The 20,845-nt window shown below is 40.0% G+C and carries 5 protein-coding genes and 2 tRNA genes; 5 read left to right on the top strand and 2 right to left on the bottom strand.

The features are described from left to right. The first annotated feature begins 197 nt into the window (after positions 1-197). The 5 genes from I600_RS05160 to I600_RS05140 all read left to right on the top strand — a co-directional run bounded on the left by I600_RS05160 (position 198) and on the right by I600_RS05140 (position 20,481). A complete protein-coding gene (locus I600_RS05160; RefSeq protein ID WP_058103408.1) occupies positions 198-13,994 on the top strand; it encodes an Ig-like domain-containing protein in 13,797 nt (4,598 codons plus the stop codon). 29 nt (positions 13,995-14,023) lie between these two features. Next, a complete protein-coding gene (locus I600_RS05155; RefSeq protein WP_058103407.1) occupies positions 14,024-14,962 on the top strand; it encodes a PorP/SprF family type IX secretion system membrane protein in 939 nt (312 codons plus the stop codon). A gap of 11 nt (positions 14,963-14,973) precedes the next feature. Continuing rightward, a complete protein-coding gene (locus I600_RS05150) occupies positions 14,974-16,926 on the top strand; it encodes an OmpA family protein (protein ID WP_058103406.1) in 1,953 nt (650 codons plus the stop codon). 164 nt (positions 16,927-17,090) lie between these two features. Continuing rightward, positions 17,091-17,573 (top strand): T9SS type A sorting domain-containing protein, encoded by a 483-nt coding sequence (locus I600_RS05145; protein WP_058103405.1) that lies wholly within the window; start codon positions 17,091-17,093, stop codon positions 17,571-17,573. Positions 17,574-17,577: 4 nt separating this feature from the next. Continuing rightward, positions 17,578-20,481 carry a tail fiber domain-containing protein gene (locus I600_RS05140; RefSeq protein WP_058103404.1) on the top strand — a complete coding sequence of 968 codons (2,904 nt, stop codon included), beginning with the start codon at positions 17,578-17,580 and terminating at the stop codon, positions 20,479-20,481. Positions 20,482-20,599: 118 nt separating this feature from the next. Here I600_RS05140 and I600_RS05135 read toward each other — a convergent pair. Further along, positions 20,600-20,672, bottom strand: a tRNA-Lys gene (locus I600_RS05135). A gap of 99 nt (positions 20,673-20,771) precedes the next feature. Next, a tRNA-Lys gene (locus I600_RS05130) sits at positions 20,772-20,844 on the bottom strand. Position 20,845: the final 1 nt, after the last annotated feature.

Raw genomic sequence — 20,845 nt, 5'->3', positions numbered from 1 at the left:
CATACAGAAAGGGCTATTTGACAACAAAAAATAATCCCCTTACAGAACCATTGGTATTTTTGTTTTACTATTAATTTTTTAATGAACACTTGTTCATGTAAAAATTAAAAACATTAATCTTTTAAGTATAGAATTCGCGGAATATGAAATTAATGCACGCTTACTTCACAAGACAGAGGAAGTCACACCAGACGAAAATGAACAGATTTAATATTTTGTTTATTAAACTTTTAAGTCTATGTGCTAATCTGCTGAAGACAAATACATATTCTAAATATAAAAGCCCTGCATACATACAATCTTGTCTGGTTGCATTTGTGCTGTTTTTTGCAATTGATGCCAATGGACAGAATTTTGAAAGCGTATCTATAACGGGTGTTTCAAGTGGTACCGTTGAAGATGCCTATTTTAATGCTACTTCACCTACTATACCGGCATTGGCTTTTGTAAGGGTTCAAAAAATTGGAGGTGCACCTAATAATGGTCGAGTTGGATATAATAATACTGTTGACAATTTCTTTTATTTTAACCCTAGTGATAGTGGATCAAATGCACCTTCAAGGATAAGAATTAGTTTTTTACAAGCGGATCAGACGACTTTGATACCAGTAAATGATTTTAGAATAATTATAAATGATATAGATGGTACACCGGCACCTGCTGATCCTAATGTACCTATAGAAAATGAAGCGGTGGGTACAGACTGTAGTAATTCCGTACGTTTTACGGCTACTGATATTCCCACAAATATTGCAATAGACACAACGCCGCCAACACTTTTGTCGGCAGGTACGGAATCTGAGTCAAACGGTCCTGAAAGTAATTTAATGTTCGAGTTCAATGATGTAAATTTTATTGAATTCGATATCTATGCTAATCCAGGTTTTGTAAAAGAATTTGATCTTAATCAAAGTGAATATCAGATCAATACATTTTTATACTCTGTTTGTGTTGGTGATTCTGACGGTGATGGTGTGTTTGATAATGTTGATATTGATGATGATAATGACGGAATTTTGGATATTGTTGAATCTAATGGTAATGATCCCAATGGAGATGCTGATGGTGACGGTCTACCCAATTACCAAGATGTTTTAGATAATTCTGGGGATGGGGTTCCTACATATAATGCAAATGCCGATGGTAGTGTTACCAACTATACAGATGCAAATTCAGATGGTGTACCGGACGTTTATGAGGCCAGCCAAGATAATGATAGCTTTCCAAATCATTTAGATTTGGATTCTGACGATGATGGTATTCCAGATAATATTGAAGCTCAGGCTACGGGTTCTTATGTAGCACCGTCTGGTAACGATTCCGATGGCGATGGATTAGATGATAATTATGAGGGAACAGGTAACCAAGGCTTACTACCTGTTAATACGGATGCTGCTTTTGTAACATCAGATAATGTTCCAGATTTTTTAGATCCAGATAGTGATAATGACGGAATACCAGATACGGTAGAGGCATATGATACCAATGGAGATGATATTCCGGAGATAACATTGTCAGGTAATGATACAGATTTAGATGGTATTGATGATAATTTTGATCAGAATGCTGGTGGAATAGATGACCCAGATGCAGCAACGAACAATAACCAAACTCCAAATACTTTTCCAGATGATGACCCAGCTGGTGGAGAAAGAGATTGGAGAGACCCAAGAGATAGTGATGGTGATGGTACAACGGATAACAATGATACGGATGATGATAATGATACCATTTTAGATGTAGATGAATATACCGGTATTGATCCTTTTGGCGATGAAGATGGTGATGGTATTTTAAATTTCAAAGATGTTAGACAAGATGTAGGTGGAACGGGCGATGGTACGAGTACTAATTATACCGATGCTGATGGCAATGGAGTTCCAGATGCTTACGATGTGGATAATGATGGTTTACCCAATCATTTGGATACGGATAGTGATGGTGATGGTCATTTAGATGCCACAGATCCAAATCCGTATGCACCAACAGCTCAAGATGAAAGTGCCAATGCCACTTTAGGTGTAGCTACAAATATTAATATTTTAAGTAATGATGATTATTTGCCAAATAATGACGCTAATAATCAAGGTACAACTGCAATAACCAGAGTTGGTGGTACTGCAGGCGGAACAGCAATTTTAGATCCTTTTACGGGAGAATTGGCATATACCCCTTTATTGACAGAGAATGGATCAACGGTGACAGTAATTTACGAGGTCTGTAATACCGATCCGGACCCAGATGTTTGTGAAACCGCAACGGTTAATATTACGGTAACCAATGATCCGGATACCGATGGTGATGGTACGCCAGATTCTAGTGATGACGATGATGATAACGATGGTGTCCTAGATGGTGATGATAATGCACCTTTTGATCCAAGTAGCTGTCAAGATTTGGATAACGATGGTTGTGATGATTGTTCTGCTACAGCTAATAATGATTTTTCTGTAGGTGCTAACTTTGATCCTGCAAATGACGGTACGGATACGGATGGTGATGGATTATGTGATGCTGGTGATCCAGATGATGATAATGACGGAGTTTTAGATGGTGATGATAATGCACCGTTAGATCCAAGTAGTTGTCAAGATTTGGACAGCGATGGCTGCGATGATTGTTCCGCTACCGCAAGTACGGATTTTTCTGCGGGTAATAATTTTGATCCGGTCAATGACGGAACGGATACCGATGGTGACGGATTGTGTGATAGCGGTGATACAGATGATGATAATGACGGAGTTTTAGATGTAAATGATAATGCACCTTTAGATCCTAGTAGTTGTCAAGATGCGGATGGTGATGGTTGTGATGATTGTTCGGCAACGGCTAATACCGATTTTTCTACCGGTGCTAATTTTGACCCTGCAAACGATGGACTTGATACCGATGGTGACGGAATTTGTGATACTGGTGATACTGATGATGATAATGACGGAGTTTTAGATGTAAATGATAATGCGCCCTTAGACCCAAGTAGTTGTCAAGATGCAGACGGCGATGGTTGTGATGATTGTTCCGCTACGTCAAGTACTGACTTTTCTGCAGGTGCTAATTTTGACCCTGCAAACGATGGACTTGATACCGATGGTGACGGAATTTGTGATACTGGTGATACAGATGATGACAATGACGGTGTTTTAGATGGAGCTGATAATGCACCTTTAGACCCAAGTGTTTGTCAAGATGCAGACGGAGATGGTTGTGATGATTGTTCCGCTACATCAAATACCGATTTTTCCGTAGGTAATAATTTTGATCCATCCAATGATGGTATAGATACTGATGGTGACGGAATTTGTGACTCTGGTGATGATGATGATGATAACGATGGCGTTTTGGACGGAGCTGATAATGCACCTTTAAATCCTAGTAGTTGTCAAGACTTGGATAACGATGGTTGCGATGATTGTTCGGCTACGGCAAGCACTGATTTTACTGCAGGTGCTAATTTTGATCCTGCCAATGACGGTACCGATACCGATGGAGATGGTACTTGTGATTCTGGTGATGACGATGATGATAATGATGGTGTTCTTGATGTAAATGATAATGCACCATTAGATCCTAGTAGTTGTCAAGATTTGGATAACGATGGTTGTGATGATTGTTCTGCCACGGCAAACAACAATTTTTCTGCAGGACCTAATTTTGATCCCGCCAATGACGGTACCGATACTGATGGAGATGGAATTTGTGATTCTGGTGATGACGATGATGATAATGATGGCGTACTTGATGTAAATGACAATGCACCTTTAGATCCAAGTAGTTGTCAAGATTTGGACGGTGACGGTTGTGATGATTGTTCGGCAACGGCAAGTAATGATTTTTCTGTGGGCAATAATTTTGATCCATCAAATGACGGTATAGATACCGATGGTGACGGAATTTGTAATTCTGGTGATACTGATGATGACAATGATGGTGTTCTAGATGGTGATGATAATGCACCGTTAGATCCAAGCAGTTGTCAAGATTTGGACGGTGATGGTTGTGATGATTGTTCTGCAACGGCAAACAATGATTTTACTGCAGGAGCAAACTTTGACCCTGCCAATGATGGTGTAGATACTGATGGTGACGGAATTTGTGACTCTAGTGACCCTGATGATGATAATGACGGTGTAGAAGATGGTTCAGATACTGCACCTCTTGATCCTTCTATTTGTCAAGATTTGGACAGCGATGGTTGCGATGATTGTTCAGCTACCGCAAGTAATGATTTTGCTGCAGGTAATAATTTTGACCCTGCTAATGATGGTGTAGATACTGATGGCGATGGTATTTGTGATTCTTCGGATTTAGACGATGATAATGACGGTGTGGCAGATGGTTCAGATACTGCACCATTAAACCCATCGATCTGTCAAGATTTGGACAACGATGGTTGCGATGATTGTTCAGCTACTGCAAGTAATGATTTTGCTGCAGGTAATAATTTTGACCCTGCCAATGATGGTATGGATACAGATGGTGATGGCTTATGTGATTCTGGTGATGACGATGATGATAATGATGGTGTTTTAGATGTTAATGATGATGCACCATTAAACCCATCAATTTGTCAAGATTTGGATAACGATGGTTGTGATGATTGTTCCGCTACCGCAAGTAATGATTTTTCTGCGGGTGCTAATTTTGACCCTGCAAATGATGGTGTAGATACTGATGGTGATGGTTTGTGTGATTCTGGTGATACCGACGATGATAATGATGGGGTTCTTGATGGCTCGGACACCGATCCATTAGATCCTTCGGTTTGTCAAGATTTGGATGGTGACGGTTGTGATGATTGTGGGGCAACGGCAAGCAATGATTTTTCTGCAGGAGCTAATTTTGATCCGGCAAATGACGGTATTGATACTGATGGAGACGGAATATGTAACAGTAACGATGAAGATGATGATAATGACGGTATACTTGATGCTGTAGAAGGTACTGGTGATTTTGATGGTGATGGTATTCCTAATAATGAAGACCTGGATAGTGACAATGATGGTATACCTGACGTTGTGGAAACAGGCAATGGTAGTCTAGATCTTGATGGAAACGGGTCTATAGATCCTGGTGAAAGTAATCATGGTTCTAATGGTATTCCAGATGTTGCTGAAGATGGTGGTACGGATGGAGCAGGTGTTTCTGCCACTCCTTTGAATAGCGATAATCAAGGCGGTCCAAACTTTTTGGATATAGATTCAGATAATGATGGTATAAAAGATTTAGTAGAATCACAGCCCGATGCTGGTTTGGTTCAAGCTTCCGGTGATGATACGGATAATGATGGTATTGATGATGCATTTGATGTTGATCAAGGAGGAAGTTTTACCAATTCACCGGTAAACACAGATGGAGATGTACATCTGGATTATTTAGATTTGGATAGTGATAATGATGGTATTATAGATAATATTGAATGGCAATCCACGTCTGGTTACCAATCACCTGGTACAGATTCAGACGGAAATGGTTTAGCTGATAATTATGAAGTTCCGCCAGCCGGTTCTGGACAATCCATTAATGAACCTGAAAATTCCGATGGTCAAGGTAGTCCGGATTTTAGGGATACTGATTCAGATAATGATGGTGTTAGTGATACGGTTGAAGCATATGATATAGATGGAGATAATATTGCGGATACTACACCTTCAGGAACAGATGCTGATAATGATGGTCTAGATGATGCTTTTGATTTGGTTATTACGGGATCAAATGGTATTGAAGATACTAACGGGGCAACAAATAACAACCAAAATGTTAATGATTTTCCTAATGATCAAGATCCTTTTACGAGTGAAGTAGATTTTAGGGATGCCAATGTGCACTTGACTCCTATAGATACGGATGGTGACGGTGTTAATAATAGTGTAGATAAGGATAATGACAATGATGGTATTTTAGATTATGTGGAGTCTTTAGGTTTTGAACCTACGGATACCAAAGGAGATGATTGTGGTATTCCCCCCGGTTCCTTTGTAGGTGGTTCTTATATATCTTCTACCGGTAGTGGTCCGGGTACAGTTGGTGCAGAGTATCGTTTCTCTACAGTGGTAACTTCATCTCTTGGGGTGTTAGATGCAATTGTAGCTATAACCGATATTGACAATGCAACCTTAACTTCTATTGATAATGGTGGTTTTGGCAGCAATGACGCTTGGCAACCTAGTTTTGATGTAGGTGGTGGTGTCGGTGATGTTGGTAGTATGACCTTTAATATTAGGTTGGTGGCTACGGGCACGGATTTTCAGGTAAACCTTATTCGTTTCGGAGGTGTTATTTATGATATTGATGGAGCTAATACCGAAGAAAGCGTTACACTTGCAAGACCTGGTTTATATGCTGTTGATGGTAATACTTTGTTGAATATTTCTGAGAATTTGGCAACGGGTACCACAACATTTGAAGGACCTCCACAAACATGGTCAGGTGTAGATTTTGGACCAAGATTGGCTGTATATTTCAATTATTATGAAACTACCAATTTCACAGTAACATTTTCGGGTGAACTACAACCAGGATTTTCATCAAATGATTATTTAGGTTCTATTTTGTTTCAAACTTGTGATATCAACGGTTTGTTCACTTCATCGAATAGTACTTCGGCTGCTAACTCTGCCGGTTCTCCTTCCGGAACGCAATCGGGTCCTGGGTCTGCACCGGTATATACTATAAATGAAGGTATAGATAGTGATCATGATGGTATAGAAGATCATTTGGATATTGACTCTGATAACGATGGTATTCCAGATAATGTAGAAGCACAAACTACAAGTGGTTACGTAGCAAGAAATGCAAATACTGATGGCAATGGTAATGATGATACTGATGGCGATGGTTTAGGTGACGAATATGAAGGAGCAGGGGATGAAGGTGTTTCCCCGGTAGATACAGACGGTGACGGAATTCCGGATTATCTGGATTTGGATACCGATGGCGACGGACTTTCGGATACTGAAGAAGCTGGTTTTACAACGGCGTCCAACAATTTGGATAATGATCATGATGGTTTGTTTGATGAATATGATGATGTAGATACTACAGGTTTACCGTTCGATTCTAATGATGATCAAGACAATGGGGCATCTGATCTACCGAACAACGCGGTGATTACCACTTCAGAAGTAGATTACAGAGAAGACGGTATAGATGATAATGATTTGGATGGCATTGCGGATTCTGTTGATTTAGATGATGATAATGATGGTATACTGGATACGGAAGAAAGTCCGTCCGGTTTAGATCCAAGTGCAGATGCAGATGCAGATGGGGTACTCAATTATCTTGATCCTGATTTAGGTGTAGATGATAATGGAGACGGTATTATTGATAGTTTTGATACCGACGGTGACGGTGTTCCAAACCATTTTGATTTGGATGCTGATAATGATGGTATTTATGATGTGGTAGAATCTGGCAGTGGTCAACCCTTTACCAGTGGAAGGTTAGACGGAGCTGTGGGTACGGATGGTGTTCCAAATTCTGTTCAGGCTAGTGGTCAACAAAATAGTGGTTCAGTGAATTATACAGTGCTGGATTCTGAGGCAACACCAGATGGTATTGCTGATTACTTAGAGTTGGATGCGGATGGAGATTTATGTAATGATGTTATAGAGGCAGGTTTTACAGATGATGATTCAGACGGAGTTTTAGGAGATGGTGCGCTTGTGGTAGATACTGATGGGGTTGTGACCGGAACCAATGTGGTTGACGGATATACTACGCCAAATAATGTGGATAGTGCTACTAATACTGATTTCGACTTTCAACAACCAGGGGAGATGCCTACAATTGCATCAAGTGCTGAACAACCACAAGATGTTTTAACCAATGGCAGTTCTCCAGAAACATTTACCGTAACGGCATCTGGAATTTCCTTGGCATATCAATGGGAGGTAGATGATCAATCAGGTGGAGGTTTTGAAGCTATAGATGATGCAAATGGAACAGATATTTACACGGGTAGTACAACGGAGACATTAACCTTGACCGGAGCTACCGTAGCTCAAGACGGATTTGAGTATAGGGTGATAATTACAGATTTAACCTTTGTATGTTCTCCGTTAACGTCTGATGTTGCTTTACTGACTATTGATGTAACTGCACCGACTATTACAATAGATGTAGTTTCTACCGATGATATTATCAATGCGGTTGAAGATGATAGTGACGTTACCATTAGTGGAACAACCACAGGGGCTGAAGACGGTCAGACGGTAACAGTAACCTTGAACGGACAAACATATACAACCACGGTAACGGGTGGTGTGTGGTCGCTGGATATTCCGGCAGTTGATGCACAGTCTTTAGATGCTACGGAAACAATCACTGCAGATGTTAGTGATCTGGCAGGAAACCCGGCAACACAGGCAACAAGAGATATTGAGCATGATGATACCGCACCTACAATAACCATAGACGTGGTATCTAACGATGATATCATTAATGCTCTTGAAGATGATAGTGATGTTACTATAAGTGGAACGACTACTGGAGCTGAGGATGGCCAAACGGTAACAGTAGTATTGAACGGAGAAACGTATACAACTACGGTAACTGGTGGTGTATGGTCTTTAGACGTGCCTGCAACTGATGCACAAGCACTGGATCCTACAGAAACCATTACTGCAGATGTAAGTGATTTTGCTGGTAATGCGGCAACTCAGGCTAATCATGATATTATTCATGATGTTACGCCGCCAACCATTACAATTGGTGTAGTGGCTAATGATGATGTTATTAATGCTTTGGAAGATGATACCGATGTAACAATAAACGGTACAACAACTGCCGAGGACGGGCAAACCGTTACAGTAATATTGAACGGAGAAACATATACCACTACCGTAATTAGTGGAACATGGACTTTAGATGTGCCTGCGGCAGATGCACAGGCATTGGATCCTACGGAAACCATTACGGCAGATGTAAATGATGTTGCGGGTAATCCGGCTACACAGGCAACAAGAGATATTGAACATGATGTTACGATACCAACGATAACAATTAATGTTGTAGCTGTAGATGACATCATAAATGCAGTTGAAGATGATAATGATGTTACCATAAACGGAACAACAACAGATGTTGAAGACGGGCAGACAGTAACTGTAGTGCTGAACGGGCAAACATATACAACTACGGTAACTGGTGGTGTTTGGACATTAGATGTGCCTGCTGCGGATATTCAAGCATTGGGTACTACACATACAATAACGGCTGATGTGAGCAACGATGCTGGTAACCCTGCCATACAGGCGACCAGGGATATTGAGCATGATGCCATTGCCCCAACTATAGCTATAAATGTTGTTTCTGCAGATGATATTATCAATGCGGTAGAGGATGACAGTGATGTAACGATCAGTGGAACTACTACAGGTGCCGAGGATGGGCAGATCGTAACGGTAACCTTGAACGGTCAGACATACACGGCAAGTGTAACTAGTGGAACATGGAGCTTTGATCTACCTGCGGCCGATGCTCAGGCATTGGATCCAGCCGAAACGATAACTGCAGATGTAAGCGATGTAGCAGGTAACCCTGCCACACAGGCAACTAGGGATATCGAGCATGATGTTACAGCGCCGACCATTACTATAGATGTAGTATCTAACGATGATATTATCAATGCTGTAGAAGATGATAGTGACGTGACTATAAGTGGTACGACTACTGGTGCCGAAAATGGTCAGACAGTAACCGTAATTTTGAACGGACAAACCTATACGTCTACTGTTACAGGAGGTACTTGGAGCTTTGATCTACCTGCAGCCGATGCCCAGGCATTGGATCCAACCGAAACGATAACTGCAGATGTAAGCGATGTAGCAGGTAACCCTGCCACACAGGCAACTAGGGATATAGAGCATGATGTAATTGCACCGACCATTACCATAGATGTGGTATCTACCGATGATATCATCAATGCATTGGAAGATGATAGTGACGTAACCATTAGTGGTACAACTACAGGGGCCGAGGATGGCCAGACGGTAACAGTAACTTTGAACGGACAAACCTATACAGCCGTTGTCTCGGGCGGTGCATGGAGCTTTGATCTTCCTGCTACAGATGCACAGGCATTGGGAGCTAATGAAACGATCACTGCAGATGTAAGCGATGTAGCGGGCAACCCTGCCAATCAGGCAACTAGGGATATTGAACATGATGTAACTGCACCTACCATTGCTATAGATGTGGTATCTACCGATGATATCATCAATGCGGTTGAAGATGATAGCGATGTAACGATCAGTGGTACTACAGATGCAGAGGACGGGCAAACTGTGACGGTAACCTTGAACGGTCAGACATACACAGCAAGTGTAACTGGCGGTACTTGGAGCTTTGATCTTCCTGCGGCAGACGCTCAGGCTTTAGACCCAACCGAAACGATCACTGCGGATGTAAACGATGTAGGGGGCAACCCTGCCACTCAGGCAACTAGAGATATAGAACATGACGTAACTGCACCTACCATTGCTATAGATGTGGTTTCTACAGATGACATCATAAATGCTGCTGAAGATGATAGCGATGTGACCATTAGTGGAACTACGGATGCCGAGGACGGACAAATTGTTACAATAGTGTTGAACGGTCAGACATACACAGCAAGTGTAACTGGCGGTACTTGGAGTTTTGATCTACCTGTAGCAGACGCTCAGGCTTTAGATCCAACCGAAACCATTACGGCAGATGTAAGTGATGTAGCAGGTAATCCTGCCACACAGGCAACTAGGGATATCGAACATGATGTAACTGCACCTACAATTACTATAGATGTAGTATCTACCGATGATATTATCAATGCTGTAGAAGATGATAGTGACGTTACTATTAGTGGTACTACCACCGGAGCCGAGGACGGGCAAATTGTGACAGTAGTGTTGAACGGACAAACCTATACTGCTGTCGTGACTAGCGGTACTTGGAGCTTTGATTTACCTGCGGCGGATGCTCAGGCATTGGATCCAACCGAAACCATTACGGCAGATGTAAGCGATGTAGCAGGTAACCCTGCCACACAGGCAACAAGGGATATCGAGCACGACGTGGCTCCACCTACAATAGCTATAAATGTAGTGTCTACGGATGACATCATAAATGCATTCGAAGAGAATAGTGATGTAACGATTAACGGAACTACAGATGCGGAAGACGGACAGACCGTGACGGTAACCTTGAACGGACAGACATATACGACCACGGTAACGGGTGGTACTTGGAGTCTGAATGTACCAGTTGTAGATGTTCAGGCATTGGACCCAACGGAAATCATTACTGCTGACGTAATTGATGTTGCTGGTAACCCTGCCACACAGGCAACTAGGGAAATTCAACATGATGTTATTGCACCGATCATTACCATAGATGTGGTATCTACTGATGATATCATCAATGCGGTAGAGGATGATAGTGATGTAATGATCAGTGGTACTACCGATGCAGAGGACGGTCAAATTGTGACTGTAATCTTAAACGGTCAGACCTACACAGCAAGTGTAATTGGCGGTACTTGGAGTTTTGATCTACCTGCAACAGACGCTCAGGCATTGGATCCAACCGAAACGATCACTGCAGATGTAAGCGATTTAGCCGGTAACCCTGCCACTCAGGCATCTAGGGATATCGAACATGACATAACTGCACCGACGATAACCATAGATGTGGTTTCTACCGATGATATTATCAATGCAGTGGAAGATGATAGTGACGTTACTATAAATGGTACGACCACTGGAGCAGAGGACGGGCAAATTGTGACAGTAGTGTTGAACGGACAGACCTACACAGCAAGTGTAACTGGAGGTACATGGACCTTTGATCTACCAGCTGCTGATGCTCTGGCTTTAGATCCAACCGAAACGATCACTGCAGATGTAAGTGATGTAGCAGGTAACCCTGCCACACAGGCAACAAGGGACATTGAACATGATGTAACGGCACCTACCATTACTATAAATGTGGTATCTACCGATGATATTATCAATGCGGTTGAAGATGATACCGATGTAATGATCAGTGGTACTACGGATGCCGAGGACGGGCAGATCGCTACAATGACCTTGAACGGACAGTCGTACACTGCAATTGTAACAGGAGGTACCTGGAGTTTTGATCTACCTGCAGCAGATGCCCAGGCATTGGATGTAAATGAAACCATTACTGCTGATGTATTTAATATAGCAGGTAACCCTGCACCGCAAGCTACACGTGAAATAACGCATGATGTTACGGCACCTACCATTACTATAGATGTAGTATCTAACGATGACATCATAAATGCGGTTGAAGATGATAGCGATGTGACGATCAGCGGTACTACGGATGCGGAAGACGGACAGGTCGTAACAGTATCCTTGAACGGACAGTCGTACACCGCAGTCGTAACAGGAGGAACTTGGAGCTTGGATATTCCGGCAACAGATGCACAGGCCTTGAATGTAAATGAGACTATTACAGCCAATGTGAGTGACCTAGCTGGTAATCCTGCAGTGGCGGTTACTAGAGACATCGTTCATGATGTAGTAATTGGAATCGATATTGATACACCTATAGAAATAGATGATATTGTTAATGCATTTGAAGATAATGATGTGGTTATAACAGGTACAACCACCGGTGTTGAAGATAATCAGATTGTTACAATTACTTTTAGTGACGGTGTAAATACAGTTACATCAACCGCAACTGTAATATCTGGAGTATGGACTGCTAGCGATGCAGATATTTCGACATTGACAAATGGATCTATTTTAGTAAATGCAGAAGTGTCTGACATACCGGGCAATAATGCTGTTGATTCCGAAACTGTAATTCTTGATAACACCGCACCAATAGCTGATAGCTTTAGTACATTCGATATTGATCCGGTATTGACAGGTAATGCAAGTGCCAATGAATCTCTTAAAATTGAACTAGATACGGATGGTGATGGATTAACGGATGTAACCTATAGCATAATTGCGGATGCTAATGGCGAATGGAGTTTAGATACGGGTATGGCAACCCCTACATCTGGTAATTTCCCTGTTCTTACTGATGAGGATGTTATAGAAATAATTATTACCGATGCTTCTGGTAATTCTGGTAATGGTACGGTTACCATATCTGAGGATTCTGATAATGACGGACTTACCAATAACGAGGAAAGTGATTTGGGAACAGATCCTAATAATCCTGACTCTGATGGTGATGGTATTGTTGATGGAGAAGAAGTTTTGGTTGATAATACCGATCCTTTAAATGATTGTGACCATGTTGATGGTATGCCTTTGGGAACAAGTGATTGTGATAATGACGGATTGACCACAGAAGAGGAAGTGACATTAGGAACCAATCCTAATAACCCTGATACTGATAATGATGGTTTAACCGATGGTGAGGAAGTAGACTTGGGTACAGATCCAAACAATCCCGATACCGATGGTGATGGAATTACTGATGGTCAAGAAGTTTTGGATAATACAGATCCTTTAGATGCTTGCGATTCTATAAATGGAACCCCTATTGGAACTTCTGATTGTGATAATGATGGATTGACTACCGATGAAGAAAATTCTTTGGGTACTGATCCTGAAAATGAGGATACTGATGGTGATGGCATCAATGATGGCCAAGAAATAGAGGACAGTACCGATCCACTTGATGGGTGTAGCTCTATTGGCGGTACTCCACCACAAGGTACGGCGTGTGATATTAGCATTGAAAGTGACCTTGTGAATCCAAACACTAACGGTGGTGTCTTTACAATCAATAATATAGAATCATTCCCAAATAATACAGTGAGAATATATAATAGATGGGGTGTGCTGGTTTTTGAAACTAACGGATATGATAACAATGGTAATGCATTTAGAGGTATTTCCAATGGTAGGGTAACGGTGAAAAAGAATGATGAATTACCAGTTGGTGTATACTACTATATAATTGATTACGCCAATGACCAACAGTCTAAATCAATGAACGGTTACTTATATATTAACAGATAAAAGAAAGAACCCCCAACAATAAATTAACTATGAAGAATCTATTTATAACTTTATTTTTACTTGTAGCATCCTTTTGGACGATAAGGGGGCAACAAGATGCCCAATATACACAGTACATGTATAATACCGTTGCTGTGAACCCGGCATATGCAGGGTCAAGAGGAGTTCTTAGTATTGCAGCCTTACATCGATCACAATGGGTAGGGTTAGACGGTGCACCAACAACGCAGACCTTGAATATAAATAGCCCTATTTCTGATAGGGTAGGACTTGGGCTGTCTATCGTAAACGATGAAATAGGAAACGGTACAAACCAAGATACATATTTTGATGCGGTATTTTCTTATACCGTACCTACATCCGAAGAAGGTAAACTATCTTTTGGGTTAAAGGCGGGCGGTCATTTTTTGAACATAGACTTTAATAGACTAAGAAATTATGATCCATCTAATGCGGCCGTTGGGCAAACCAATATAGATAACAAGTTCTCACCTAACTTTGGAGCCGGAGTTTATTACCATACGGAACAGTTTTATGCAGGACTTTCAATACCCAATTTTCTAGAAACGGAGCATTTTGATTCTGGTGGAAATAGTAATTCTTATATAGCTCAAGAAAGAATGAATTGGTATTTGATAACAGGCTATGTTTTTGATATTAATCCTGATTTAAAATTAAAACCGGCATTACTTTTTAAGGCTGTAGAAGGTGCGCCATTGCAAGCTGATCTTTCTGCAACCGTTTTACTTAATGATACATTCTCCTTGGGTGCGGCATATAGATGGGATGCAGCCATGAGTGCACTTGTAGGATTTCAGTTGAACGAAAAATTAATGTTAGGTCTTGCATATGACCGTGAAATTACCGAATTGGGAAGTACATCGTTTAACGATGGGTCATTTGAAATCTTTCTAAGATTTGAATTTTTAACCCGCTATAAAAATATATTGGCACCAAGATTCTTTTAAACCTATTAATTATGAAGTATAGAATAAATAATATAAAGTGTTTACTAGTCATAGCATTATCATTTGGCAGTATGCTTAATGCACAGGATAAGAAAACAAAAAGGGCCAAAGCAGATTTTAATAGTTATGCTTATGCAGAAGCCATTGAATCTTACGAGGAATTGGTAAAAGAAGGTTATACTTCAGAAGAGATTCATAAGAATTTGGGAGATGCGTATTATCAAAAAGGAGATTATAATGCCTCAGCATATTGGTATGAGCAATTATTTGCAGAGCCACAGATAAATGTGGATACTGAATATTTGTATAAATATGCTCAGACCTTAAAATCAAGTGGGAACTACGAACTATCTCACGTTTGGATGCAAAAGTTCGCAGAACAAAAAAAAGGAGATATAAGAGCTTTTAAATTCCAGGAAAATAAAGACTATTTAGATAAAATAAAGGAAAATAGTCAAAGATATGATATAAAGAATATTCCCGTGAATTCTGCTTCTGCTGATTTTGCCCCGTCCTTTTTCGGAGAACAATTAATTTTTTCTACGGCGAGAGATACCGGTAGAATTTTAAAAAGTGTTCATAAATGGAATAATAAGCCATTTACAAATTTGTATACTACCAAAGTAACCGAGAATGGTGAATTTAGTGTTGCTGAAAGGTTGTCCAAAAAATTGAATAAAAAGACCCATGAGAGTTCTACTGCTTTTACAAAAGATGGTTCAACTGTTTACTTTACAAGAAACAATTCTAAAAATGGAAATTTTCTTAGGGATAAAGAAGGTCTAAGTAGATTAAAGATCTATAGGGCAACTTTAAATGATGACGAATGGGAAGATATTATGGAACTTCCTTTCAATAGCGAGAATTATTCGGTAGCACACCCCACTTTAAGCAATGATGAGAAAAAACTTTACTTTGCTAGTGATATGCCAGGAACTTATGGGCAATCGGATATTTTTGTTGTTGATATCAACGAGGACGGCACTTTTGGAACACCCAAAAATTTAGGGAATGAAATAAATACAGAAAGTCGAGAAACATTCCCCTTTATTACCGAAGATGAGGTACTATATTTTGCGTCTGACGGGCATCCAGGACTAGGTGGTCTAGATATATTTGCCACCAAAATTGATGATATGGATGCTTTATATATTTTAAATGTTGGGGAACCTGTAAATAGTGTGCAAGATGATTTTTCATTCATTATGGACCAAATGTTAAAAAAAGGATATTTTGCATCTAGTAGAGAGGGTGGTGTTGGTAGTGATGATATCTATAGTTTTACAGAAACAAGACCTTTAGATCTACAATGTAGTACAGAACTTACAGGGGTGGTTAGAGATGGAAAAACAGGTGAACCTTTAAAAGATGCGGATATTAAGGTATACAATAGTAAGAATGAATTAGTATCTAGTTCAAATACCAATGGTACTGGAATGTTTACCACTGAAGGCAATTGTGCAAAAGGCAACTATAAGATTTTGGCTTTCAAAAAAGATTACGAAGAAGGCGAAAAAATCGTAGTTACGGTAAAAGGTAAAGATTTCAATGATATAGAAATTATTTTAACGCAGATTGACAAATCTGCACCAGTGGGCACAGACCTTGCTAAATACTTGAACATAGATCCAATTTACTTCGACTTTGACGAGTATTTTATACGAGAAGATGCAAGTGTCAGTATTAATAAGGTATTGGTTTATTTAAATGAATTTCCATCTGTTAAGGTACAGGTACGCTCACATACAGATTCTCGTGCGAATGATGTGTACAATAAAAACCTTTCAGCAAAGAGGGCTAAGGCAACTGCAGATTATTTAATTAAAAAAGGCATATCCAGTGACCGTATTACGTATGAAGGATATGGTGAGACAGCGTTGGTAAACGACTGTAGCAACAATGTGCCTTGTAGCAAAGAAAGCCACCAATTAAATAGGCGATCAGAGTTTATAGTTGTAGAATAGAATATATAAATCTCATATATGGAAAGTGGATAGAAGCAATGCTTCTATCCACTTTTTTTGTGTTTTAATTTTCGATCAGGGTGATTGTGTTGTATTCATAAAAATAGTTCTGAACAATGTTAACCTTTCACGGTTTTGAAACATTAATCTAAAACTGAACTAAAATGAAAAGACAACTACTTCTATTTACATGCTCGTTCTACAGTATATGCTCCATTGCGCAATCTATAGACCGAAGTGTGGTTGCAAGTCAAGGAAATACCTTAGGTAATGATGATATTTCTTTAGGGTTTACAGTAGGTGAACCTTTAGTTGGTTTAATAGCTGGGGATGGTGCTATCGATCAAGGATTTTGGACAGGTTATGGTCTTTTGATTATACCGTTAAGTCTTGAAGAAGATGATATAGAAATACTGGTATACCCCAACCCTGTTATTGAAAGTGTTACGGTTACTTCTCCTGAACATAGTATTGACGGTATGGAGCTCTTTGCCATAAACGGACAAAAAGTATCATCGCAGTTATTTGATACTGGAACTACCGAAAATGAAATTGACATGACTATACATGCCGATGGGGTCTACGTATTAAGATTATACATAGCAGAAAGAACGGAAATCAAAGAATATAAACTGATTAAAAAATAGAACTATGAAAAGAAATTACGTTTCAGTACTGGTAATAGTTGCCATGATGTGTGGCTCTTTTATACTAAATGCACAGCAGAAAAATTACATCAATTATCAAGGGGTGGTACGAGATGCCGATAATGAATTATTGGTAGAAGAATCCGTTGAAATCGGTATAGCTTTAAAATTTGGAGCTGCCAACGCACCTATTCAATATAAAGAAAGTCATTTTATTTCAACAGATATAAATGGTGTTTTTAGTCTGCAAATTGGTAGTGGAATTAACATTAGTGGTAATTATGAGAATTTACCATGGGATGAAGCCTCGTTTGTAACGGTTTCTTTTAATGGTTCAGAATTGGGCACGACCGAATTAATGGCGGTGCCATACGCGATAACTTCAGGTAGTGATCAGTGGATAGTTGACGGTAATGCCATAGCGAATAAGAATATAGGTGAAGTGCGTATTACTGAAGACTTACAAGTTTTTGGCGAGTTTACATTAAACGATAGTAATGCCGTGAATGAAATATCTGATGATGGAACGTTATTAGATAACAGTAGTACTATTTTACCAACACAAAAAGCTGTGAAGACCTATGTTGATAGTAGGATTGTTGGTGGTGGAGAATCCCAAAATGCACAAGAAGTACCGTTTAATAATTTGGTATCAGGGCTAACCGCAATAAATGTTCAAGATGCTTTAGATGAACTTGTTATCGCTGGAATAGGAGATGCTGATGATGATACGGATTCCACAAACGAGTTACAAGATATCAGTCTTTCAGGAACTGATTTAAGTATTTCAGATGGATCTACGATAAATTTATCTTCAATAATTCCCCCAGGAGGAACGGATGATCAAAATGCTTTCGAAGTGCCCTTCGACAATACGGGAACGGGTCTTGCGGCAGCGGATACACAGGCGGCAATAGCAGAACTGGCGGCCGACGGATTAGTTGATACGGATGATCAAGATTTATCACTTTCGGGTACTACCCTTCAAATTACAGATGGTGCTAGTGTAGATCTTTCTACTATTATCCCCCCGGGAGGAACGGATGACCAAAATGCTTCCGAAGTTCTTTTTGACAATACGGGAACGGGTCTTGCGGCAGCGGACACACAGGCGGCGATAGCTGAACTGGCAGCTGGCGGTTTGGTAGATACGGATGATCAGGATTTATCGCTATCAGGTACAACCTTACAAATTACAGATGGGTCTAGTGTAGATCTTTCTACTATTATCCCCCCGGGAGGAACAGATGACCAAGAAGCATCCGAAGTTCCCTTTGACAATACAGGAACGGGTCTTGCGGCAGCGGACACACAAGCTGCAATAACAGAATTGGCGGCTGGTGGTTTGGTAGATACGGATGATCAAGCTCTTGTTATGACTGGGGATGTGTTGAGTATTGAAGATGGTACAGGCTCGGTGGATTTAAATGATTATGTTGATGTTACAGGTGAAAGCGGATTACTTTTAGGTGATGGCACGAATATAAGCGGACTTGAAGGTACGGGAGATGGTCAAGTAGCTAAATGGGATGGAGCAACAAATAAATGGGTTGCCGGTACCGATGAAGTTGGTGGAGGGGGAGGAAGTTCCTTGTGGTCTGAAAACGAGAGTGATATTTATTTTGATAGTGGTAAAGTAGGTGTTGGCCTGACAGACCCTAATGCAATACATCATGTTCATGCGGATAGTTATCAGAGTAACTCTCTTTATACCACAGATGATACTGGAAATGCCTCAAATGATGGTATGTATGTAGGCTTGGTAAATGATTTAGGTTTAGGATTTACGGCAACTATTTCCAATCAAGAAGACGGCCCACTTATATTAGGAACTAATGGAACAAATCGTTTAATTATTACAAAAGAGGGTTATGTAGGTTTGGGTACAGCCAGCCCTATTGCAGATTTACACATTTCCAGTACCTCCACTAATCCTTTAATTCTAGAAACTTCAGCTTCTGATAATTGGTTAAGTTTTGAAAATTCCAATGGCTATATTGGCTATGCAGGTATTTATAATGGCGATAATGACATGGACTTTGGTACAGGTGGTGGAAATACTACGGGTAAGGTTAATCTTGTTACTGGTGCTTCTCCTAAGTTAACATTAATTCCTAATGGTAATGTAGGTATTGGCACGATTAATCCAACGGCCAATTTACATTTAATTGGGAATTCAAATCTAAACAAGCCATTATTAAAACTGGAAGAGGAAGGAAATGATTACGCAAGATTGGAATTTAAAAATACCGAAAGCGATGCATTTTGGCATATGGCAGCTGTAGGAGAAAATGGATTTGGTGGTGAACGAAATAGTAAAGTTAATTTTTATTTTAATAACGATCAAGGAGCTGGAAATAGAATGACAATTACAGGGGATGGCAGGGTAGGCATTAATACTAGTAATCCATCAGCAAGATTGACTATTTATCAAGATGGTCAAGCTGTAGGAAATGGTCTGAGTTTTAGTGATGGTAGTCTTAATGAAGATTGGCATATTACTCATGGTTATGGCTTAAGGTTTCATTATGGAGGCACATTAAAAGCTTTTATAAATGCAAGTACAGGGGTTTACACTGTTAGTTCCGATAGACGACTTAAAACGGATATTAAGCCTTTGCCAGGCGTTTTAGATAAAGTTTCTCTTCTTAAGCCATCAACGTATGTCTACAAGTCAGATACAAGAACAAAAACTTTAGGACTTGTAGCTCAAGATGTACAGCCATTATTTCCTGAGCTAGTCAGTAAAAGTAATGATGATGGTATGCTCGGAGTTAATTACTCGGGTTTTAGTGTGGTAGCGTTGCGCGCCATTCAAGAGCAACAATTTATAATAGAAGAACAGACAGAAAAAATATCAAATTTAGAAGAAAGACTTCGTAGACTAGAGGCAAAAATTGGTAAGTAAATAAGCAGTAAATCAATCTTATATTTTACTAGGTAGTTATTACAAATTCAATTCTAAACTCTTTAAGAATATCCTTAAAAACAAAAAAACCTTCCAATTACTATTGGAAGGTTTTTTGTGACCTGGCTGGGGCTCGAACCCAGGACCCTCTCCTTAAAAGGGAGATGCTCTACCAACTGAGCTACCAGGTCAAAATTTAAAAAGAACGTACTAGGTCAATGAGAGATTAAATCAACTCAAAGGTTTAAATAAAAAAGCCTCTTTTTTTTGAAGAGGCTAATATTTAGTTGTGACCTGGCTGGGGCTCGAACCCAGGACCCTCTCCTTAAAAGGGAGATGCTCTACCAACTGAGCTACCAGGTCA

It is taken from the genome of Maribacter dokdonensis DSW-8 (genome assembly GCF_001447995.1).
Lineage (GTDB): Bacteria > Bacteroidota > Bacteroidia > Flavobacteriales > Flavobacteriaceae > Maribacter > Maribacter dokdonensis.
The sequence above is the reverse complement of the archived record's forward strand: the minus strand, read 5'-3'. Positions and strand labels throughout refer to the sequence as shown.